This window comes from Salmonella sp. WC3 (assembly GCF_042932255.1).
In the GTDB taxonomy this organism is placed as follows: Bacteria; Pseudomonadota; Gammaproteobacteria; order Enterobacterales; family Enterobacteriaceae; genus Salmonella; species Salmonella enterica.
The window spans coordinates 3380943-3403102 of the sequence record NZ_CP170629.1; the positions used below are offsets into that span (position 1 = coordinate 3380943).

Genomic DNA, 22160 nt, shown 5'->3' on the forward strand with positions numbered 1-22160 from the left:
CTGGCTTTAATTAAGCGCTTCCGGCCACGGGAACTGTTCCGCCTTAAGTTCGGGCGTGTGATAGTAATTCTGTAGCGCTTTGATGAAGCGGGCCGGACGTTCAGGAATGCCCTGCTCCAGATACTCCATTACCTGCGCATGAACCCGGCGCTGAAACGCCACGCGATCCGGCTCAATATCGCCTTCCAGATTGTCGCAACTGACGTTAAAGGGATACCCCGCCGCCACGCAAAACAACCAGTCGAAAGCCTGTGGCTTCACCTCGACGTCTTCAAATTGACTTTGGGTCTGCGCGTCGCGTCCATCCGGGCAGTACCAGTAACCAAAGTCAACCAGTTCGCGGCGCGCCTTACCGGCGATACACCAGTGAGAAATCTCATGCAGCGCGCTGGCGTAAAACCCATGCGCAAAGACGATGCGGTGGTACGGTACCTGCGCGTCAGCAGGAAGATAGATCGGTTCGTCGTCGCCTTTAATCAGACGGGTATTAAATTCTTCGGCAAAGCAGCCGTTAAAAATCTCAATTAACTGTTCGTAATGGTGCGTATTGTTCATTAGTTCATCCCCAACCAGTGGAGGATCTCCTGTCCGTGGCTATCATAAAGTAACCTGGCGCTCATTACCGCCGAGACAATAACGATCATCGGTCTGATAAGTTTTTGGCCTTTGCTCAACACCAGACGCGACCCCATTCGCGCCCCTAAAAACTGACCAACCAGCATCACGAAGCCCGTCGCCCAGATCACTTTGCCGCCGATGATAAATAACAGCAGGCCGCCAACGTTGGAGGTAGCGTTAAGCACTTTGGCATGTGCCGTGGATTTCGCCAGGTTATAGCCACATAAGGTGACAAACGCCAGAGCGTAAAACGACCCGGCGGCAGGCCCGAAAAAGCCGTCGTAAAACCCGACGCATCCCCCGGCTATCAGCGCGAACGGTAATCCATACAGGCGGCGCTGGCGATCTTCCTCGCCCAGCTTCGGCATCAATAAAAAATAGAGGCCGATGAAAATCACCAGGATAGGCAAGATCTGGCGCAAAATATCCGCCTGCACGTGCTGCACCAGCAGCGCGCCGCTCATCGAGCCAATGAACGTCATCAGAATATTGAGCTTTTGCTCGGCCAGGTTTACCACTTTACGGCGAATAAAATAGAGCGAAGACGAGAGGGAGCCGCCGCACGCCTGTAATTTATTGGTCGCCAGCGCGTTTGCCGGCGACATCCCGGCGGCCATCAGCGCAGGAATAGTGAGCAGCCCTCCGCCCCCGGCGATAGAATCGATAAATCCTGCCAGTACGGCGACAAAAAACAGCACCACCAGCAGCAGCGGGGAGACCATAAACAGATCATAAAAATTGTCCATCAGAGTACATGCTCATCCAGTAGCGCCTGGCAGGAAGGCGGCAACGGCGGCGGTGTCTTCTTCTCAGGCTTTGTGGTGCCAGGTTTTGGCGGTTCGAACCAGCTTTGCAGTTCAGCGCCGCATCCATCGCCCGGCGGGGGTAAAGGTTGATCTTCGCACTCCAGGCTGTCGGCAGGGCAGCGTAAACGCACGTGCATATGCGCGCGATGCTGGAACCAGGGGCGTACTTTACGTAGCCAGTCACGATCGTTTCCGGCATCGAGGCAAAGCTGTTGTTTAATAGCCGGATTGACGAAAATACGGGTGACGTCATTGTCTTGTGCCGCCAGTTTGATCAGACTGGCGATATCCGACGACCAGCGCGACGGCACGACGTGTTTACCGTCGCGGGACACCAGATCTAACGCCTGCGGGCGCAATAGCTGCGCCTGGCTCCAGCGCGTTTTCGGCAACTGCAAGAAAATATCCACATCAAGCCCGGTCTGATGACTGGCGTGTCCGCCATTAAAGCGGCCTCCGGCAGGCATCCCCATGTCGCCTATCAGGACGGTTCCGAGCCCCCGTTGCTGCGCCTGATGACTCAACCGCTGGATAAACATGACCAGATCCGGGTGGCCGAAATAACGGCGCTGATCGGTGCGCATCACCTGATAATTATCGGACTGTACCGGCAACGTGTCGGCGCCGATGATGCATCCGTTGGCAAAGCTACCGATAGACTGGGCGGCGCCGGGGACAGGATGGGTTATTTTCTGCCACGGCGTCGCCGCCAGGCTGGCGCTACTGACAAACCATGCCAGCAGCGCAATCGCGGTTTTTTTCATTTCTTACCAGCGTGGAATCTCTGTCTTTACATCCGCATTCTGTGCCCGATGGCGCAGCAGGTGATCCATCAGCACGATCGCCAGCATGGCTTCTGCGATCGGCACTGCGCGAATCCCCACACACGGATCGTGGCGCCCTTTGGTGATCATTTCGACTTCTTCACCCATCCGGTTGATCGTACGTCCCGGCACGGTAATGCTGGAGGTAGGTTTCAGCGCCATATGCGCCACAATGTGTTGCCCGCTACTGATGCCACCGAGGATGCCGCCAGCGTGGTTGCTCTGAAAACCCTGCGCCGTGATTTCATCGCGATTCTGGCTGCCGCGCAGCGCCACCACGTTAAATCCTTCGCCGATCTCCACGCCTTTCACCGCATTAATGCTCATCAGCGCATGGGCGATGTCCGCATCCAGTCGGTCAAATACCGGTTCGCCAAGCCCTGCCGGCACGCCGCTCGCCATCACCGTCACTTTCGCGCCGATGGAGTCACCCTCTTTTTTCAGCGCGCGCATCAGTTCGTCCAGCGCGTCAAGTTTGTCTGCATCGGGGCAAAAGAACGGATTAAGCTCAACCTGACGCCAGTCTTTAATCTCCAGCGGAATATCGCCCATCTGGGTCAGGCAGCCGCGGATTTCGATGCCGAACTTTTCCGCCAGGTATTTCTTGGCAATCGCCCCTGCCGCTACGCGCATCGCGGTTTCACGCGCGGAAGAACGTCCACCGCCACGGTAATCGCGCAGGCCGTATTTCTGCTCATAGGTGTAATCCGCGTGTCCCGGACGAAAAACATCTTTAATCGCGCTGTAGTCCTGCGAGCGCTGATCGGTGTTTTCAATCAGCAGGCCAATGCTGGTGCCGGTCGTCACGCCATCAAACACGCCGGAGAAAATTTTTACCTGATCCGGTTCGCGGCGCTGGGTAGTATAGCGCGAGGTGCCGGGGCGGCGTCTGTCGAGATCGTGTTGCAGATCGGCCTCCGTCAACGGGATGCCGGGCGGCACGCCATCGACGATACACCCAAGCGCCAGCCCGTGTGATTCGCCGAAAGTGGTTACGCGAAAGAGTTGTCCAATTGTGTTTCCTGCCATCACGGCTCCGTTATCGTTGTTGTCGTTTGCGTGTTTTAATCTTTATAAATGTTGAAATGTTCACGGGCCGCGAGCAACTGCGCTTTGGTCAACATAAAAACGCCATCGCCGCCGTTGTCAAACTCCAGCCAGGTGAACGGCACATCCGGATACTGCTCCATCAGATGTACCATGCTGTTTCCGACTTCACAAATCAGAACGCCATCATCGGACAGATAATCCGGCGCATTTCCCAGGATACGACGGGTCAATTTGAGGCCGTCAGTGCCGGACGCCAGCCCCAGCTCAGGTTCGTGGCGATATTCGTTCGGCAGATCGGACATATCCTCCGCATCGACATAGGGCGGGTTAGTGACTATCAGATCGTACTGAACTTTCGGCAGATCGCGGAACAGATCGGAACGGATTGGCGTCACGTGATGGATAAGACCGTGTTCTTCAATGTTATGCTCGGCGACAGCCAGCGCATCCGGCGAAATATCGACCGCATCAACCTCTGCGTCCGGGAAAGCATAAGCACAGGCGATGGCGATGCAGCCGCTACCGGTACACATATCCAGAATATATTTCGGCTGTTGGCTAATAAGGCCGGCAAAGCGGTTATTAATCAGCTCGCCAATCGGCGAACGCGGCACCAGCACGCGCTCATCGACATAAAATTCGTGGCCGCAGAACCAGGCTTTATTGGTCAGGTAGGCGACCGGGATACGCTCGTTAATGCGACGAATCACTCGCTCGACAATGCGGTGTTTTTCGCTGGACGTCAGCCGCGCGGTCCGCATATCCTCCGGAATATCCAGCGGCAGATAAAGAGACGGCAACACCAGTTGTACCGCTTCATCCCACGGGTTATCGGTACCGTGTCCATACCAGATATTCGCCGCGCTAAAGCGGCTTACCGCCCAGCGCAACATGTCCTGAATGGTATGCAGTTCACTTACTGCTTCATCGACAAAAATTTTATCCACGTATTCCTCCAGGGCATGCTCGCATTAAATTCGGCGGCTAGTTTGCCACGAAGACAGGGATAAATCAGCATTGACGCGGCGGGAGAATACGAAAAATCCGTTTTGACCGTTCGGATATCCTCCGGGTCGGGTAAACTAAGGCAAAAGATCAGACGAGACCCACGAATGAAAAAGAAAACATCGCTCAGCGAGGAGGACCAGGCGCTGTTCCGTCAGCTGATGGTCGGCACCCGAAAGATTAAACAGGATACTATCGTCCATCGGCCGCTGCGCAAGAAAATCACGGAAGTCCCTACCCGAAGGTTAATTCAGGAACAGGCGGACGCCAGCCACTATTTTTCCGATGAGTTCCAGCCGCTGCTCAATACGGAAGGGCCGGTAAAGTATGTCCGTGAAGATGTCAGCCATTTCGAGCTAAAAAAAATGCGCCGCGGCGACTATTCGCCAGAACTGTTTCTGGATTTACACGGCTTAACGCAGCTTCAGGCCAAGCAGGAACTGGGGGCGCTGATTGCCGCCTGCCGTCGGGAACATATTTTTTGCGCCTGCGTCATGCATGGACACGGTAAACATATTCTGAAACAGCAAACGCCGTTATGGCTGGCGCAGCATCCGCATGTGATGGCCTTTCATCAGGCGCCGAAAGAGTACGGCGGCGACGCCGCGCTGCTGGTGTTGATTGAAGTGGAAGAGTGGCAACCGCCCGAATTACCCTGATGCGGAATTGCCGGATGGCGGCGCAAGCGCCTGATCCAGCCTACGAACAGCCAACGCTGTCGTAGGCCTGATAAGCGAAGCGCCATCAGGCAGCAAAGATTAAATCGCTTTCGCCATTTTCAGATTGCAGGGACTCATTTGCCAGTTGAATGTCCCCTTGCCGCTTTCATCAAGCGTAACGTTGGCAATTGCGGACGTCGTGAACATCGGCGGCGTTTCGCCCGGACAAAGCTCAGATACCAGGTATCCGACCAGAGGTAAGTGAGAAATCACCAGCACCGATCCGATCTCTTCATTGGCCAGCGCCTGGAGGTAGGCGCTGACCAGACCGACATCGCCACAGGGCGTTAGCTCCGGCAGGACATCCACCTGAGCCGGCAGATTCATACAATCGCCGACCACATCTAACGTCTGTTCGGCCCGAAGAAACGGACTCACCAGAACACGTTCGATATCCACTTTTTGACCTTTCAGCCAGTTCGCCATCAGGCGAGACTCGTCACACCCACAAGGGGTCAAGGGACGAACCGAATCACTGGCGGCATCGAGGGCTGCGTCGCCGTGACGCATGATAAAAACTTGCATATTGCACCGCTTTTGTTAACCAGTTTCACCAACACGCTTACCACATGCCCCTATTGGCTGCGGCAAAAATGCGGTGGCCGGCATTGTGCCTTATCCATTCACTGAATGAAACGCTGTTTTTTACCTCAATGGCGTAAGTATAGTCAATCCTTGATTATTATTTCGCCACTAAGGAGGCATTCAGTGCGGATTCATATTCTCTTTGACCTCAATTTCCCTGGTCAGTTTCCCCATTCGTCCAGAAATGCTCCCTGCGCTCCGCCATGCGCACTAATTGTTCACAAGGCGCGTAACGAGGACCGTAAAGTGCGGCCAGGCGCTGTAATGTCGCCACCATTTCACCCGGCCCGAGAGCATCCATATAGCGGAACGGGCCACCGAGAAACGGCGGAAAACCGATACCAAACACGGCGCCAATATCGCCATCGCGCGCGCTGCGAATCACTTTTTCGTCGAAACAGCGCGCCGCTTCGTTAAGCATTAACATGACACAGCGCTCTGCCACCTGCTGCGCAGACAGTCGACTCTGCCCTTGCACGCCAATAAGCTTATAAATAGCAGGGTCAACCTGTTTTTTGCTTTTACGCCCTTTTTCGCCATAAAGATAGAAACCGCGACCATTTTTTCTACCTTTGCGATCGTCATTCAAAATTGAAGCGACAACATTTGCAGGCGCGCTAAAACGTTCTCCATACGCCGCCTCAAGCACAGGAATAATTTTAGTGCCCGTGTCGATTCCTACCTCATCCAAAAGTTGGATTGGCCCCACCGGAAAACCAAATTTTACCAGGGCGGCGTCAATATGTTCGACGCGTTCGCCTTCAGTCAGCATCCGAATCGCCTCATTGATATACGGCGCAAGAATTCGGTTAACATAAAACCCGGCTTTATCACTGACGACTATCGGGGTTTTACCCTGTTTTTTCGCCAGCTTAACGGTCGTGGCGATGGTCTGCGCGGAAGTAGACGCATGAGGAATAACCTCAACCAGCGGCATTTTTTCGACCGGGCTAAAAAAGTGCAATCCAATCACCTGTTCCGGTCTGGCCGCATTCGCCGCAATATCGCCAATCGGCAGGGAAGAAGTATTGGAGGCAAAAATGGTGTGAGCAGCGCAATTTTGCTCCACTTCCGCCACCATCTGTTGTTTTAACGGCAGATCTTCAAACACCGCTTCAATGACCAGATCACGATGACTGAAACCACGGTAATCGGTCGAACCTGATATCAACGCCAACTGTTTATCGCGTTCGCTGGCTTTGATATGGCGGCGGCGTACTTTTGTTTCAAGCAGATCCCAGCTGTACTTCAGAGCATGATTGATCCCCTGAGTATTTATATCCTTAATTCGTACTGGCAAGCCGCCTTTACAGGCCGTAACCCAGGCGATACCGCCGCCCATTAACCCGCCGCCTAAGATGCCCACGCTGTTCAGCGGGCCGGGCGGCGCATCGCTACCGGGATCTTTTTTCACCTCGGTACTGGCAAAGAAAATAGCGCGCAGCGCCTGCGATTGAGGCGTCATCGCCAGCTCACCGAAAGCGCGCGCTTCCGCGTCATAGCCGCTACTGCTGCCCTGCGCCAGTCCAGTTTCAATCACATCAATGATCCGCTCCGTCGCCGGATAATTACCCTGCGTTTTTTGCGCCGTCTTTTTACGCACCAGGCGAAATAACAGCGCGCGTCCCAACGGCCCCGCCAGGATACGTTCCCGGACCGGTAATGTCCGCTGCGCCAGACGTTCTTTTTTAGCCAGCTCGACAGCCGCTTCCAGTAAAATGGTTTGCGGCACCACATCATCAACCAGCCCGGCTTTAAGCGCCTGTCTGGCGCGAAGCTGTTTACCTGTCAGGATCATATCCAGCGCGGTACTGACCCCCACCAGCCGTGGAAGTCGCTGCGTTCCGCCCGATCCCGGTAAAAGCCCTAACTGTACCTCCGGCAGTCCGAGAACGGTTTTAACGTCGTCGGTACAGATACGCCGATGGCAGGCCAGCGCCATTTCAAGACCGCCCCCCAGGCAGGCGCCGTGAATGGCGGCGATAACCGGAACAGGCAACGCCTGGATCTCCGCCATCAGTTGTTGCCCCTGACGCGCCAGCGTTTCCGCTTCCTGCGCGTTTTGGCAGTGACCTATCATGTTGATATCAGCGCCAGCAATAAAGTTATCTGCTTTGGCTGAGATAAAAACAACGCCCTGCAACGCTTTATTTTCCCGGATCTGCTTCAGGATGGCGCGTACCTGCGCGGCAAACTCCGCTTTCAGGGTGTTCACCTTTTCTCCAGGGACATCAATAGCGACAACCGCGACATTATCCAGACGCACGTTAAGCATAAAAGCTGATGTGGTAGTCATTATTCCGCCTCCAGAACCATCGCCGCGCCAAGACCGCCAGCCGCGCAGGCCGTGACCAGGCCAAAACCTCCGCCCCGACGCCGTAATTCATGCAACGTTTGGGTTATCATCCGCGCGCCCGTTGCGGCAAAAGGATGCCCGTAGGCGATTGAGCCGCCGAGCACGTTGAATTTAGCGTCATCCACCTCCCCTGTCGCCTGCGCACGACCAAGCACCTCACAGGCAAATCGTTCGCTGCCCAGCAGTTGTAAGTTCGCCAGAGTCTGAGCGGCAAACGCTTCATGCATGTCAAAAAGCGTCAGATCGGCCATCGTCAACCCGGCCCGCTCCAGCGCCAGCGGCGTTGACCAGGCCGGCCCCAATAGCATGTCCTGCCAGACATCAATAGCGGTAAAGGCGTAGCTGCGCAGATAACCAAGCGGGCGCAGCCCCAGCTCTTTAGCGCGGGATTCGGTCATCAGAATAACGGCGGCAGCGCCGTCGGTCAGCGGTGTACTGTTGGCGGCAGTTACGGAGCCATGTTTTCTGTCAAAAGCGGGACGCAGTTTAGCGTAGTCCGCCAGCGTGGAGGCGCCGCGAATGTTGTTGTCTTCTGCAAAGGGGTTTTTATACGGCGGCACATAGGTCGTCATCACTTCTTCCGCCAGTTTGCCCTCCGCCCATGCCTGCGCGGCGCGCTGATGTGAACGATGCGCCAGAGCGTCCTGCTGTTCACGCGTAATACCATACGTTTTCGCCATCTGTTCGGCGGTATCGCCCATGCGCAGACCGGTGGAATACTCAGCAACGGCGGGAGGAACGGGCAGCAGGTCGCGTAAGCGCAGACGAGAAAAAAGCGTCAGCCGTTGGCGGGTCGTCCGGGCTTTATTGACATCAACCAGTACCCGCGCCAGGGCTTTACTCACGCCTATTGGCAGTACCGACGACGAATCTGCGCCGCCAGCGATACCCGCGCGTATCGTGCCGGCCATCAGGCTTTCCGCCACATTCGCTACCGCCTGAAAACTGGTGGCGCAGGCGCGGCTTACGCTATAGGCATCGGTATGAACATTCATCCCCGTACCCAGCACAATTTCGCGCGCAATGTTGGGCGCTTCCGGCATTTGTACTACCTGACCAAAAACCAGTTGCTCAATGGCATCGGCTGGAATTTCACTGCGCGCCAGCAGCTCGCCTACCACCATCTTGCCGAGATCAACAGCGGGAATACCATGAAATGCAGTGGCCTGACGAGCGAAGGGGGTTCGTAACCCACTGACAATAGCAATGCGATCGCCCTGGCGGGTGACCAACGGTAAAGCCTGACGCATAGTACTCCCCTGTAAAAAAATAAATTAGTGGTCTGACCTGATCACAGTCTTAACCAATTTTTTACATTTAGCCAAGCAGAGAGAAAAGAAAGTGGGAGCTAAGGCACAGTGAAGGGAAGCGACAAAAAAAGAAAACGCCTCCGCCAGATGATGACGGAGGCGTCGTGAATGAACGGATTAACGCAGGCCGAGCTGGAAGATCAGCGTTTCTGCTTCGCAGGCGAAAACAAAATCAATATCCAGACGAACGCCTTCGGATTCCTCGGTAAAGGTTGGCGTAATTTGGCAAGGTTCAGACTCCACGCTACGCGCTTTTTCGGTTAACGCCGCCAGCGTCTCTTCAGCCTCTGCGCGGGTAGCGAATACGCGGCTGTATGACGCGGTGCAATCGGAGTTGTCCATGATGGTTCCAACGTCCATACAGCAGCAAACCGGGGTTTCATCAGCACTGCATTTACTCATTGTAGATTTCCTCTGTATTTGCACCCAGGGTGCCAGATAAACGATGGGGATATTTTACGCTCCCGGCATTCGCCTCTCCAGTCGTTAATGGTGGGAAACGCGTTAAGTGACCGAAATCACACTTAAAAATGATCTAAAACAAAAATCTCGCGATCGGGTGACCGTTAAGCCCGCCGATTTTGCCAGCCAGATCTCGTTTCTAAGATCACAATTGAAAAAACTTATAAACATACTTGCAACATTCTAGCTGGTCAGACCTATACCCTCGCCACTGGTCTGATTTCTAAGTCGTACCGCAGACCCTACACTTCGCGCTCCTGTTACAGCATGTAACATAGTTTGTATAAAAATAATCAATGAGGTTATGGTCATGAGCCAGAAAACCCTGTTTACAAAGTCTGCTCTCGCAGTCGCAGTGGCAATCATCTCCACCCAGGCCTGGTCTGCAGGCTTTCAGTTAAACGAATTTTCTTCCTCTGGCCTTGGCCGGGCCTATTCGGGTGAAGGCGCAATCGCAGATGATGCGGGTAACGTTAGCCGCAACCCGGCGTTAATTACCATGTTTGACCGCCCGACGTTTTCAGCGGGCGCGGTTTATATTGATCCTGATGTTAATATTAGCGGGACATCGCCATCTCGTCGGACGTTAGATGCGGATAACATCGCGCCGACGGCCTGGGTGCCGAACGTCCATTTTGTCGCCCCGATTAACGACCAGTTTGGCTGGGGGGCTTCTATTACCTCTAACTATGGTCTGGCGACAGAGTTTAACGACACATACGCCGGCGGCTCGGTTGGCGGTACGACCGATCTTGAAACCATGAACCTGAATTTAAGCGGCGCTTATCGCTTAAATGAGGCCTGGAGCTTCGGCCTCGGCTTTGATGCGGTATACGCGCGTGCAAAAATCGAACGTTTTGCGGGCGATTTAGGCCAGTTGGTCGCGGCACAGAATCCGGCGCTGGCGCCGGTCGCGGGTCAGATTCCCAGCGACACCAAGATTGCCCACCTGAACGGTAATCAGTGGGGCTTTGGCTGGAATGCCGGTATCCTTTATGAACTGGATAAAAATAACCGCTACGCGCTGACCTACCGCTCGGAAGTCAAAATTGACTTTAAAGGCAACTACAGTAGCGATCTTCCCATCGCTATAAACCGATTTAACCTGCCTATCCCAACGGCAACCGGCGGCGCGACGCAGTCAGGCTACCTGACGCTGAATCTGCCAGAAATGTGGGAAGTGTCCGGTTATAACCGTGTGGCGCCACAGTGGGCCATCCACTATAGCCTGGCCTATACCAGCTGGAGCCAGTTCCAGGAATTGAAGGCAAAATCGACCGCCGGCGATACGCTCTTTGAGAAGCATGAAGGCTTTAAAGACGCTTATCGCATTGCGTTGGGTACCACCTATTACTACGATGACAACTGGACGTTCCGTACCGGTATCGCCTTCGATGACAGCCCGGTACCAGCGCAAAACCGTTCTATCTCTATTCCGGACCAGGACCGTTTCTGGCTGAGCGCCGGTACGACTTACGCCTTTAACAAAGATGCCTCTGTCGACGTTGGCGTCTCTTATATGCATGGTCAGAGCGTGAAAATTAATGAAGGCCCTTATCAGTTTGAATCTGAAGGGAAAGCCTGGCTGTTCGGTACTAACTTTAACTACGCGTTCTAATCTCTTTCTGAAACGGATCAAAAAGGTGAGCATTGCGCTCACCTTTTTATTTACTGCCGTTTATTCCGAGTCGATCTCTTTGAGTTCGTCCTGAATCGCCTGCGCGTTCGGGTTTTCCTGCGGCTTGAGTTTTCCGCCATTGGCGATAAAGTCATGACGCTGGAAGTACGCCTCGCGCACCATAATATAAGGATCGGAAGACTGGCGCAGCAAACCATCGGAGTCCAGCAACTGCGCGCGGGTTTCTATCCCTTCGATAGTCCATTTTCCTATGGACATTGGCCAGGTCAACCACGAGAGCACCGGATACAAGGTATCCGCCATATCCCCGCCATCTTCACGCAGCGTGAAGCTGCCGTAGAACGGAAGTTGCATATAAGGCCCATACCCCACGCCATAATGGCCCAGCGTACTGCCAAAGCGATGCGGTTCAACGCGCTGCAGCTTAGGATTCGCCATTCCCGCGACGTCAATAAAGCCGCCCATCCCTAATAAGGTGTTCAGGAAGAAACGGGTGAAATGCACCATACCCTGATAAGGATCGCCCTGCAGGAAATAGTTCACCATGATCGCCGGTTCTTCGAGGTTGCCGGTGAAATTACTTAAACCGTTACGCGCAGGCTGTGGAACATAATCACGCCAGGCGACCGCGACCGGCCGAACAACATACGGGTCCAGCACATTAAAGTTGAAGTTGTACATGGTGCGGTTAAACCCTTCAAATGGGTCTGAACGCCCCTGCTGTTCTGTACCGGAACTCGCACACCCGACCAGCAGTGTGGTTCCCAGCGCCAGCGCCGACAGGCGAAGCTTCATAGATGTCTCCCTGTGAATTATGGCTATCGCTGATTGCCATCCATGACGGAACGCTACCGTATCCGCCTGTTTAGGTGTGAGCGATTTTAACAGCACGTCAAACGATGTCTATATGCGCGATCTCATTGCTCTGAGCATAGCCTGGTAACGCAACAACGTGACGGCCCTATTCTAACGAAACAGATAAAAACGAGCGTGATCATTTTTATTTTTTCGGAGAATGCCCCGGCCTGGGTAAATGAAAAACCGCTACGCTTTATTAATATGTGTTAATCAGCAGAGATCATCATGGATAGCCTTAACGACGATAAAATTAACCGGCACAGCAGTGACCTGGAAGTTGAAAGCGAAGAAAAACAAAGCGGTAAAGAGATTGAAGTGGATGAAGATCGTCTTCCTTCCCGCGCCATGGCGATTCATGAACATATTCGCCAGGATGGTGAAAAAGAGATGGAACGCGATGCGATGGCTTTGCTCTGGTCAGCCATTGCCGCAGGACTTTCTATGGGGGCATCACTCCTGGCGAAAGGGATTTTCCACGTGCAGCTTGAAGGCGTTCCCGGCGGCTTTTTACTGGAAAATCTCGGCTATACCTTTGGTTTTATCATTGTCATCATGGCCCGCCAGCAATTATTTACTGAAAATACCGTTACTGCCGTATTGCCGGTAATGCAAAATCCCACTCTGAGTAACGTTGGCCTGCTGATGCGCTTATGGGGCGTAGTCTTATTGGGCAACCTTATTGGCACCGGGGTTGCGGCGTGGGCATTTGAATATATGCCTATATTTGATGAAGAGACCCGCGACGCCTTTGTCAAAATTGGTATGGAGGTCATGAAAAATAGCCCAACGGAGATGTTTGCCAACGCGATTATCTCTGGCTGGATCATCGCCACAATGGTATGGATGTTTCCTGCAGCAGGCGGGGCAAAGATTGTGGTCATTATTTTGATGACCTGGCTTATCGCGCTGGGCGATACCACCCATATTGTCGTCGGTTCCGTTGAAATTTTGTATTTGGTTTTCAACGGCACGCTGCCCTGGAGCGACTTTCTCTGGCCCTTCGCCCTTCCCACACTTGCCGGAAATATCTGCGGCGGCACCTTTATTTTCGCATTAATGAGCCACGCGCAGATCCGCAACGATATGAGCAATAAGCGTAAGGAAGAAGCGAGGCTACGCGGCGAGCGCCTGGAACGGGAGCGGAAAAAAGCGTAAAAACAGCGCTGAGTGGCGACGGTTTAACCAGTCAGGCGGCGCTACACTTACTCCGGCGAATAAAAAACGCTATACTGGCGCCGCGTTGTCCCCTTAGTTAAATGGATATAACGAGCCCCTCCTAAGGGCTAGTTGCAGGTTCGATTCCTGCAGGGGACACCATTGATACCCAGGACATTCTCTTCTTGCTGCATAACCTTTCGAGCGGTTCCCCTTTCATGTTGCTTTTATTGCCCCTATGCAATATCACCGGACATGCCATACGTTCAGCAAAAAGTCGTCATCGGCCGGTTATGACCGATGACATCCCGATGTGGTCTAGAAGCGGTACTGCAACCCCGCGGTAACCGTATAGTTATTATTAGCTATACCTGCGGCATCGCCACCAAAATACGCCGTATCACCGCTGGTTTTATCTATGATTTGCGTACCGCCCTTACCTTCTTCATATTTACTGTAAGCGAACTCAGCAAAGATTTTTGCATTACTGGTAATATAATATCCGGCGTCAATAGAAGCGCCATAATATCGTGAATTTTCCGTTTTTTCGCGGAAGGTAAGTTTGCGCATGTAGTGTTCGTCATTATCATGCGCATTTACCCAGTCGCTGTATTTAAACAGTACATTACACTCAAAGTCATTAATACGATAATCACCCGCCAGCCCGATATAGGGCATTTCGAAACGCTGGCTATAACCTATGCCGCGCACGCCATGAGGAAAATTACCAATATATCGACCATTATCATAAATATAAGACCCGCCTCTTGCCGTCCAGCTAAAACGGGTTTCCTGATAGCCCGCTGTTACGCCCGCCTTGTAGTTATCGCCCTGCAATAACCAACCTTTCACGTTCAAATCGTATTCATTAGCATAGTTGACGCTGGTGTCCGGATGAATTGAACGATCGGTCCAGCCTGGCTGCTCACTGCTCATCCAGTCATGGTCAACCATATGACCCGATCCCGACGCCAAAGACGTCCAGCCGCGGGCGTCCAGCGTCATGAACGAATAGGGTTCCCATGATAAATCCCCCTGCAACGTGGCGACATTTTTTATTTTCCAGTCCAGTTGACTCAGCTTCCGCCCGGTGTCGGTATCATAAACCAGCTCCCTGGATTTACCATTTAACACACCCACGGAAAGGGATGTCGTGACGCTATCAGGAGAGACGTCCGGAATAAATAAGGTAGACTCCGCATAAACCGACTCAGAAAATACGGCGATCATCATTACTGCAATAGCATGTTTTTTCATTTCTCTTGTCCTCATATTCAGATGTAATCTGGAGGGGTGATGAAGTTTTCATCTTGTCAAATCGTCGGACAAGAGTACATTTATTACGCCAGAGAACTTGACGCATTTTTACCTTATATTGAAGTTAAGAAATAGAATTTGATGCTCAGGTGAATAATAAGCAATCTATAATCATAATGGAATGATTTACCATTACGGTGATGTGACGTTATCTGGCTAACGACATCGTTGCTGTTGTTGTCAGCCAGATTGAAAGTAACTGTAATATCAGAATTTATAATGCTCTTTACTTAGACCATATTTTTTCATGCGCAGATAAAGTTTTTTACGGGGAATTTGCAGATACTCCGCCACTTCATTAATTCGTCCCTGATGAATATTTAATGCTTCGGTAATAATTTGTCGCTCATACTCTTCAACGCGCCGATCAAGCGGGCTCGGCTCCTGAAGAAGCAACTGCGGGTTGACCGTTTCCGCCAGCGGCAGCACGCCAACAGCAAAAAGCTCTGCCGCATTAGCCAGTTCGCGCACATTGCTTGGCCAGGCGCGTCGCATTATTCCTTTCAGTAATTCCCCCGCTATTTCCGGCACTGGATGATTGAGTCGCAGGCAGGCTTTTCGAAGATAATGGCGAAATAACGGCTCGATATCATCCGGTCGCTGAGAAAGAGACTGGCAGGCGATTTGGGTCATGGCGAAACAGTAGTAAAGCTCGGCCGCAATCTGGTTAGCTGCCGCCTGCTCCACCAGCGAAGCGCTGCCAACGCCCACCAAACGAAAAGGCCGATGCTCCAGGCTTTGTAAACGCGCCAGATGGTGCTGCTGTTCGCGTGTCAGATATTCGGGATGACTCAACACCAGCGTGCCTCCTTGCGCCTGGTCGATGAATGTCTCCAACTGCCCGGCATTCTCCGGCGTAAGTTCATAGCGTACAAACGGCCCTTTCGCGTTACGCCCCAGTTGATGGAGATAACGGGCGCCAGTCATACGTCCAGTGCCATGCTCACCATAAAACCATACGGCAATGTCCGTTTCCGCCAGTTGTTGTAACCGTTGTCGAAACTGATTCATCCACTCGCTGCGCCCAATCAGTTCAACCTGTAACGTCTGCTGGCAATATTGCCGCCGTGCAATGACCGACCGGCGCTGGCGTAGCGCGTCTTCAATTAATATCAACAGCTTGCCCGGATCGACGGGTTTTTGCAGAAAATCCCAGGCGCCCTTTTTCACCGCATCAACCGCCATCGGTACATCGCCATGTCCGGTAATCAATAAGATTGGCAGTTGATCGTCATCCTGATGAAACAGCGTCATAAGATCGATACCGGAACACCCCGGCATACACACATCGCTCAAAACGATCCCCTCCCAATCCGCTTTTACCCACTCTTTGGCCTCGAAAGGATGGGTAAAGCCACGCACGCGGTAGCCTGCCTGCTCAAGCATTTGGGTATAGGCGTCAAGTACATCAACGTCATCATCAATCAGCAAAATAGAACATTCATCATTCAACATCATCGACATCCGTTACCGAGAATTGCAGCACCACGCAAGCGTTACGCGTCAGCGTCGACGCCAGACGCAGGTCGCCCTTCATTTGCGCCATCAGCGACACGCTAATCGACAGCCCAATACCCAACCCGACAGCTTTACTGGTGGTAAACGGCTTGAGTAAAGAGGGCAACAGCGCCACAGGCCAGCCAGGGCCGTTATCTGCAATATAAACCTCCAGCGCCTCTCCCTGCGTCTGCCACGTCACCGCGATCACCGCATCATGCGAACAGGCGTCAAGCGCATTCGCCAGCACATTCACCAGAACCTGCTGAATACGCACTTCATCGCCGCTAACCCATACGGTGTCGGTTGGCAGTGAAAGCGCTCCCTGCCGGGATTGGTGGCGCATGGCCAATAACTCCCATGCCGCCACGAAGGTTTGGCGCAGATCAACGGGATACAATGGCGTTTCCAGCTCCGCCCGGCGGGTAAACTGCCGCAGCGAACGGATGATGGCGTCAATCCGGTTAATGAGCCCTTCCGCTTTGGTGAGCGTATTTCTCGCCTGTCCGCTCTGACCTTGTTCAATCGCGCGTCCCGCCGTAAATAAATACATTGAAAGCGCATTCAGCGGCTGGTTAATTTCATGCGCCAGCGTGGTCATGGTCTGGCCGACTACCGCCAGTTTCGCCGTCTGAATCAACTCATCCTGCATGGCGCGCAGGTCGGCTTCTATCTCTTTGCGCTCGGCGACCTCTTGTTCAAGCTGCCTGCGTTGCATATTGAGCTGGCCCAGCGTATGACGTAGCAAACGGGCTATCCGCCCTAGCTCATCGCGCCCGTAAACCGGGATAGTCGAGTCGGTTCTTCCCAGCCCTATCTGTACCACAGCCTGATTAAGCGCGGTAAAACGCTTTACCAGCCGGGAACGGATAAAATAGTGGTTGAGTCCCCAGGCCAGCAGCAACGCCAGGAGCGTTGCCACTAAAATAAGCCCGCCGCTAACGCGAACAATCTGTTCCAGGCGTTGATTGAACGTCTGCATTTGCTGGTGACTACTACCTAACTGCGCCTCAAGCAGCGTGCGAAAGCGCCCTAGCGTAGCCTCTCTGGCGCGGCTGGCGTCCAGTAAGGCTTTTTGCGCCGCAACATAATCGCGCATGGTATCGGGCATCTTATTTTTTACCATCCCGATTTCCAATAGTTCGTCGATGGTTTGCCGCAGCGTGATCGTACTGGGCCAGTCATCCAGCGCACGAATATTCTCATCCGCCGTTTTTTTTAGGTTTTCCAGATAGCGAATATGGGTCTCCACCAGCATCCCGTCATTATTGCCGGACTTGAGCTCATTCAATCTGTCGCGCAGGTCATCAACAATCTGATTTTCAATTCGCGCCAGGGTATATACCTGCTGCTGCTCGTTCTGCACCTCGCGCGAACGTTGCAAATACTGTGCTGCATCGCCCTGATTCGCCTCAATTTGATCGAGTAGCGTCCCTTGCTGCCAGGTAAAATCCTGTACCAGCGAATTTAGCTCCGTGGTGAAATCATCATGGAGCCAGTCGATGCGAGCGGAAAGCTCACTGACTTTCTCCCGCACCAAAAACATGTTGTAGAGGGCGTTGTCCAGCTCCGCCAGCAAGGTCCGGCTATCCTGTAAAATGACGGCCAGTTGCCGGCGCTCAGCAAGCTGAAGCCCCTGACTGAGACGCTCAATCTTATCCAGATGCTGAATAATCTGCGTACGTAACTGCAAACGTACCGTCGTGTTCGGCGCCAGCAAAAATTCATTGAGTTGATCCACGGCCAGATTCAGGTTCCCCTCAATTAAAAAAGCGGAGTGGATGCGAGGAAAATATTCATCAAGCGAATAGCGAACCTGCGAACTTTGCTCATGCCAGGAATAAAGGCTGACCATACTGACAATCAGCGTCAGTAATGCGCCCGTTAAAAATGCGCCCCGTAAACTGTTGCTGATACTGAGCTGACGAAGCCGTTGCAATAATCTCCCCTTCATTTCAGCTCTTCCAGTTTGTGAATCGCCAGCCGCTGATTGTTCAGAAACCAGATCTGCCACTCCATCATTTTTTGTTCGGCAAAGCTTTTATTATCAAACTGCGCCAGCCAGGTTTCATCCTCACTGCTTGCCGCATCCACCGGGACGCTGGTCAATAAAGCTCTGATTTCAGGTAAGGGGCGTTTAAGCCGCGTTTCTGCGCTGTGCAACGCTCGCCATGCATCTTTAAGCTGCGCGAGACGAAAACTGATCGCGGTATCAAACATGCGTTGTACCAGTTGCTGACGCTTCAGGATCAGACGATAGTTCAACGGCGGCTGGGCCATCAAACGCTGTTGTTGCGCGGCGCGAGGATTATCGGCGCTAAGCGGTGCGACGGGATACTTACCGGTATTCGCGTCAGCCAGTATCCTTTGCCCTTTCGGACTTAATAAGTAATGAATAAAAGCACGCGCTTCGTCTGCATGACGGCTGTTTTTCAACACCGCGACGTAAGTGGGCGACACCGCAGAATACGGGAAATAGGTAAAAGCAAGATTAGGATCGTTAAGTAGCAAATTAGCATAGTTATCAATGACCGGCCCGGCAACGCCAAGCCCGCTTTTGATTTTATCCGCTACGCCGAAACTGCGAGAGGAAATCGTGACCAGATTACCCGAGATTGCCAGCAGCGTCGCCCACCCTGCCGTCCAGCCTTTTTGCTGCAACAGCGACGCCACCATCAAATGATTGGTGTCTGAGCGTGACGGACTGCTCATTAATAGAGCGCCCTGGTAACTGGGCAGGCCCATATCCTGCCAGTCGGCAGGCGGCGGAAGATGGCGCGCAGCGAGCGCTGAACGATTGATCAATAGCCCAAATCCGGATACCGCTACCGCCACTGAAGTTGAGCGGATAGAACGCGGCACCAGCTTCTGGCTGGCGGCAGGCGCGCTATCCAATAGCGCCAGCTTTTGGTGCTCCTGAAGGTGTTGCAACAGCATGGGGGATGACGTCAGGATCAGATCGACATTTTCCGCATTCGCCGTATCAAGTAATTGCTCTAAAGAACCGCTGGTACGGTTGAGCGTACGAATCATGACGGAACCCGGCTCCGTCTGCCAGCGCTGGATAATCCAGGCGGTCGCGCTGGGTGAAAAGGTCGTTGCCATCACCAGCTCGCGGCTGTACGCCTGGCAAGAACCGAACATTGCCGCCAGCCATAGCGTAAAAGCGCCCACTCTGGCGAAACGACTACAGCATGAGAAAAGTCGATTTGTGATCCCGTTCATAAATATCGATATCACATAAAGAAAATATTGAGACAAAACTTACCCTTTTATTTCTGTTGGCATCCAGAACAACGTTATTTGAATAATAACGGGTCCGTCGCCCGAAAACATCAATAAAGCGTATCAGATCACTGGCAGCAAATTTGTTAATATCCGCACATGCTAACGATAAAACGGCCATGCCAATAATTAAAGTTTCACCACACCCTTCAGGATGGGTCAAAAATAACCTTTAAATTCACCCAATTGAGTCAATTTTGACACATTTCTTCGACTTGAATTTTATTGTCACTCCTTTCACTCTACCGACAAAACCTCCTGATGTTCATCTCACTATAAAATACAGGTGACTCCATGTTAACAATATTAAAAACAGGGCAATCGGCGCATAAAGTCCCACCGGAAAAAGTCCAGGCCACATATGGTCGATATCGTATACAGGCATTGTTAAGCGTATTTCTGGGATATCTCGCTTACTATATAGTCAGAAACAATTTCACATTATCGACGCCTTATTTAAAAGAGCAATTGGATCTCAGCGCTACGCAAATCGGCCTGCTGAGTAGCTGTATGCTTATTGCTTACGGAATCAGTAAAGGCGTAATGAGCAGTCTGGCGGATAAAGCCAGCCCAAAAGTCTTCATGGCGTGCGGTCTGGTACTCTGCGCGATTGTTAACGTTGGGCTGGGATTCAGTAGCGCATTCTGGATATTTGCCGCTCTGGTGGTCTTCAATGGCCTTTTTCAGGGCATGGGCGTCGGCCCCTCGTTTATTACTATTGCAAACTGGTTCCCTCGTCGGGAACGCGGACGCGTAGGCGCCTTCTGGAATATCTCGCATAACGTTGGCGGCGGGATCGTCGCGCCTATCGTCGGTGCGGCTTTTGCGATATTGGGCAACGAACACTGGCAAAGCGCCAGTTATATCGTTCCGGCCTGCGTCGCCGTCATTTTTGCCTTAATTGTTCTGGTCTTGGGAAAAGGTTCGCCACGCGAAGAAGGTCTTCCCTCACTGGAACAGATGATGCCGGAAGAAAAAGTCGTACTGAAAACGAAGAATACGGCAAAAGCGCCGGAAAATATGAGCGCATGGCAAATCTTCTGTACTTATGTGCTGCGCAATAAAAATGCCTGGTATATTTCGCTGGTGGATGTCTTCGTCTATATGGTGCGGTTTGGCATGATTAGCTGGTTGCCTATCTATCTGTTGACAGTAAAACACTTTTCAAAAGAACAGATGAGCGTCGCGTTTCTCTTTTTCGAGTGGGCGGCGATTCCCTCCACGCTACTGGCAGGCTGGCTGTCAGATAAACTGTTTAAGGGCCGCAGAATGCCGTTAGCCATGATTTGCATGGCGCTGATTTTTGTCTGTCTGATCGGATACTGGAAAAGTGAATCTTTGCTGATGGTAACGATTTTCGCCGCCATTGTAGGTTGTCTGATTTACGTCCCGCAGTTCCTCGCGTCCGTACAGACAATGGAGATAGTCCCCAGCTTTGCCGTAGGTTCCGCCGTCGGTTTACGTGGGTTCATGAGCTATATTTTCGGCGCCTCGTTGGGCACCAGCCTGTTTGGTGTAATGGTGGATAAACTTGGCTGGTACGGCGGATTTTATCTTCTGATGGGCGGCATCGTGTGCTGCATTCTATTCTGTTACCTCTCCCATCGCGGCGCGCTGGAACTGGAACGCCAGCGCCAGAATGCGTTACATAATCAGGACTCACTGCAGCTTGCGGACGCGCAATAAACGATTAGCCTTCCCGGGGAACAGAAGCGCCGACATTGTCGGCGCTATCTATTCGCTGACATCGTGTATACCCAAAATAATTCGAGTTGCTTAAAAGCGGCAAGGGAGTGAGTCCCCAGGAGCATAGATAACGATGTGACTGGGGTGAACGACAAATCTGCCGGGAACAGATTTGAACGTCGCGTGCGACGGCCGTCAGGGCGAGGCCCATCGATGGGCCGAGTAATCCGTAGCCAACACATCAGCAACTTGAAGTATGAAGGGTATGTACTGACTAACGCTTACCGTATCCCACCATAAAGCGAATAATTAACCCACATGCCGGTGCGAGAAAAAGCAATAATCCGCTAACGATGTCATCGCCATCCTGCAACCATACATTGAGTAAATAAATCAGCGCGGCAAGGATAACCATTCCCGTAAAAGAAGAAACCGCAGAAAAAGCCCCCATCACCTGACCGATATAGCCACTCACGGCAAGTATACTTATTGCAAGAAATGTCCATAAATAGATCATCTATAATACCTCCTGTCTATGGCAAGGCTTCCATATAGCCTTACGGTCCCTCTCACTTCTCCTTTAAGATAAACCTTATCAGCCCGTCATTTCCATAACATTTATCCCACATTTTATTTTTTTAATCATTTTTCAATGACCTTCGTCTGAAATAAAATTATCACTGTAAAAACAATGCATTAAAAATAATGATTAGCTTATTTTTGCTACGGGAGAAATATTTACGCTTCTTGATAAAGAATTTCTGGGCGCGAGTAAATAACTGGTGGTACATTAGCCTGCCTGGCGTTCATGCCCTCGTGGTTTAGTACTGACTTAGTTTTACACTCCTTACGGGAACCATTGTCGTACATGATGGCCTAACTATACGTAAATCATTCAAGTTACCCTGATGAGCTTACTCAAGTAAGTGCTTCGGATAAGCGAACGCAACTTGAAGGATGATGCGTATTTCAGAGTGTACCGCTGCGG

The 22160-nt window shown here is 52.3% G+C and carries 19 protein-coding genes and 1 tRNA gene; 5 read left to right on the forward strand and 15 right to left on the reverse strand.

Annotation, left to right across the window (positions count from 1 at the left end; all coding sequences use genetic code 11):
- Positions 1 to 6: 6 nt before the first annotated feature.
- The 5 genes from ACFK9X_RS16610 to prmB are packed head-to-tail and all read right to left on the reverse strand — an operon-like array spanning position 7 to position 4245.
- Positions 7 to 555 carry an elongation factor P hydroxylase gene (locus tag ACFK9X_RS16610; RefSeq protein WP_053445754.1) on the reverse strand — a complete coding sequence of 183 codons (549 nt, stop codon included), beginning with the start codon at positions 553 to 555 and terminating at the stop codon, positions 7 to 9.
- Positions 555 to 1364, reverse strand: coding sequence for a sulfite exporter TauE/SafE family protein (locus tag ACFK9X_RS16615; RefSeq protein WP_000368599.1), 810 nt, complete (start codon positions 1362 to 1364; stop codon positions 555 to 557). Before ACFK9X_RS16615 ends, ACFK9X_RS16610 begins: the two co-directional genes overlap by 1 nt.
- The gene (gene mepA, locus ACFK9X_RS16620; protein ID WP_000750428.1) at positions 1364 to 2188 is read right to left on the reverse strand and encodes a penicillin-insensitive murein endopeptidase; all 825 of its coding nucleotides are present in this window, start codon (positions 2186 to 2188) and stop codon (positions 1364 to 1366) included. Before mepA ends, ACFK9X_RS16615 begins: the two co-directional genes overlap by 1 nt.
- A 3-nt stretch (positions 2189 to 2191) precedes the next feature.
- Complete coding sequence (aroC, locus tag ACFK9X_RS16625) at positions 2192 to 3277, reverse strand: chorismate synthase (RefSeq protein ID WP_151117086.1); 1086 nt, start codon at positions 3275 to 3277, stop codon at positions 2192 to 2194.
- A 35-nt stretch (positions 3278 to 3312) separates the two neighbouring features.
- Positions 3313 to 4245, reverse strand: a complete 933-nt coding sequence (gene prmB / locus ACFK9X_RS16630; protein WP_001619154.1) for a 50S ribosomal protein L3 N(5)-glutamine methyltransferase — start codon at positions 4243 to 4245, stop codon at positions 3313 to 3315.
- A gap of 165 nt (positions 4246 to 4410) precedes the next feature.
- Here prmB and smrB point away from each other — a divergent pair, with 165 nt between their 5' ends.
- Positions 4411 to 4962 (forward strand): endonuclease SmrB, encoded by a 552-nt coding sequence (gene smrB, locus ACFK9X_RS16635; RefSeq protein ID WP_000730794.1) that lies wholly within the window; start codon positions 4411 to 4413, stop codon positions 4960 to 4962.
- A 99-nt stretch (positions 4963 to 5061) separates the two neighbouring features.
- On the opposite strand, the gene sixA is transcribed toward smrB, so the two are convergent.
- The 4 genes from sixA to ACFK9X_RS16655 form a co-directional block, all read right to left on the reverse strand.
- The gene (sixA, locus tag ACFK9X_RS16640; RefSeq protein ID WP_001195800.1) at positions 5062 to 5547 is read right to left on the reverse strand and encodes a phosphohistidine phosphatase SixA; all 486 of its coding nucleotides are present in this window, start codon (positions 5545 to 5547) and stop codon (positions 5062 to 5064) included.
- A 208-nt stretch (positions 5548 to 5755) separates the two neighbouring features.
- Positions 5756 to 7903: a fatty acid oxidation complex subunit alpha FadJ gene (gene fadJ, locus ACFK9X_RS16645; RefSeq protein WP_000214135.1), complete on the reverse strand. Its 2148-nt coding sequence runs from the start codon at positions 7901 to 7903 to the stop codon at positions 5756 to 5758.
- Positions 7903 to 9213: an acetyl-CoA C-acyltransferase FadI gene (gene fadI / locus ACFK9X_RS16650; RefSeq protein WP_001248122.1), complete on the reverse strand. Its 1311-nt coding sequence runs from the start codon at positions 9211 to 9213 to the stop codon at positions 7903 to 7905. Before fadI ends, fadJ begins: the two co-directional genes overlap by 1 nt.
- Positions 9214 to 9390: 177 nt before the next feature.
- On the reverse strand, positions 9391 to 9675 hold the full coding sequence (locus ACFK9X_RS16655) for a YfcZ/YiiS family protein (RefSeq protein WP_000030904.1): 285 nt from the start codon (positions 9673 to 9675) through the stop codon (positions 9391 to 9393).
- Positions 9676 to 10045: 370 nt separating this feature from the next.
- Here ACFK9X_RS16655 and fadL point away from each other — a divergent pair, with 370 nt between their 5' ends.
- Positions 10046 to 11353 carry a long-chain fatty acid transporter FadL gene (gene fadL / locus ACFK9X_RS16660; RefSeq protein ID WP_001518618.1) on the forward strand — a complete coding sequence of 436 codons (1308 nt, stop codon included), beginning with the start codon at positions 10046 to 10048 and terminating at the stop codon, positions 11351 to 11353.
- A gap of 60 nt (positions 11354 to 11413) precedes the next feature.
- Here the strand turns inward: fadL and mlaA are convergent, their stop codons facing one another.
- Positions 11414 to 12169, reverse strand: a complete 756-nt coding sequence (mlaA, locus tag ACFK9X_RS16665) for a phospholipid-binding lipoprotein MlaA (protein WP_000776787.1) — start codon at positions 12167 to 12169, stop codon at positions 11414 to 11416.
- 288 nt (positions 12170 to 12457) lie between these two features.
- Here mlaA and ACFK9X_RS16670 point away from each other — a divergent pair, with 288 nt between their 5' ends.
- Both ACFK9X_RS16670 and ACFK9X_RS16675 read left to right on the forward strand, forming a co-directional pair.
- Positions 12458 to 13387, forward strand: coding sequence for a formate/nitrite transporter family protein (locus ACFK9X_RS16670; RefSeq protein WP_151117088.1), 930 nt, complete (start codon positions 12458 to 12460; stop codon positions 13385 to 13387).
- Between the two features lie 87 nt (positions 13388 to 13474).
- A tRNA-Arg gene (locus tag ACFK9X_RS16675) sits at positions 13475 to 13549 on the forward strand.
- Positions 13550 to 13705: 156 nt separating this feature from the next.
- Here the strand turns inward: ACFK9X_RS16675 and pgtE are convergent.
- The 4 genes from pgtE to pgtC all read right to left on the reverse strand — a co-directional run bounded on the left by pgtE (position 13706) and on the right by pgtC (position 19345).
- The gene (gene pgtE / locus ACFK9X_RS16680; protein WP_000716014.1) at positions 13706 to 14644 is read right to left on the reverse strand and encodes an omptin family outer membrane protease PgtE; all 939 of its coding nucleotides are present in this window, start codon (positions 14642 to 14644) and stop codon (positions 13706 to 13708) included.
- Between the two features lie 267 nt (positions 14645 to 14911).
- On the reverse strand, positions 14912 to 16159 hold the full coding sequence (gene pgtA / locus ACFK9X_RS16685) for a two-component system response regulator PgtA (RefSeq protein ID WP_000930842.1): 1248 nt from the start codon (positions 16157 to 16159) through the stop codon (positions 14912 to 14914).
- Positions 16149 to 18155: a two-component system sensor histidine kinase PgtB gene (gene pgtB / locus ACFK9X_RS16690; protein WP_000678496.1), complete on the reverse strand. Its 2007-nt coding sequence runs from the start codon at positions 18153 to 18155 to the stop codon at positions 16149 to 16151. The genes pgtA and pgtB overlap by 11 nt, the downstream gene beginning before the upstream one ends.
- Entirely contained in the window at positions 18152 to 19345 is a 1194-nt protein-coding gene (gene pgtC, locus ACFK9X_RS16695) for a phosphoglycerate transport regulator PgtC (RefSeq protein WP_151117961.1), read from the reverse strand. The genes pgtB and pgtC overlap by 4 nt, the downstream gene beginning before the upstream one ends.
- 435 nt (positions 19346 to 19780) lie before the next feature.
- On the opposite strand from pgtC, the gene pgtP reads away from it, so the two are divergent.
- Complete coding sequence (gene pgtP, locus ACFK9X_RS16700) at positions 19781 to 21172, forward strand: phosphoglycerate transporter PgtP (protein ID WP_000955739.1); 1392 nt, start codon at positions 19781 to 19783, stop codon at positions 21170 to 21172.
- Between the two features lie 274 nt (positions 21173 to 21446).
- Here the strand turns inward: pgtP and ACFK9X_RS16705 are convergent, their stop codons facing one another.
- Complete coding sequence (locus ACFK9X_RS16705; RefSeq protein ID WP_000639889.1) at positions 21447 to 21689, reverse strand: YfdY family protein; 243 nt, start codon at positions 21687 to 21689, stop codon at positions 21447 to 21449.
- Positions 21690 to 22160 lie beyond the last annotated feature (471 nt).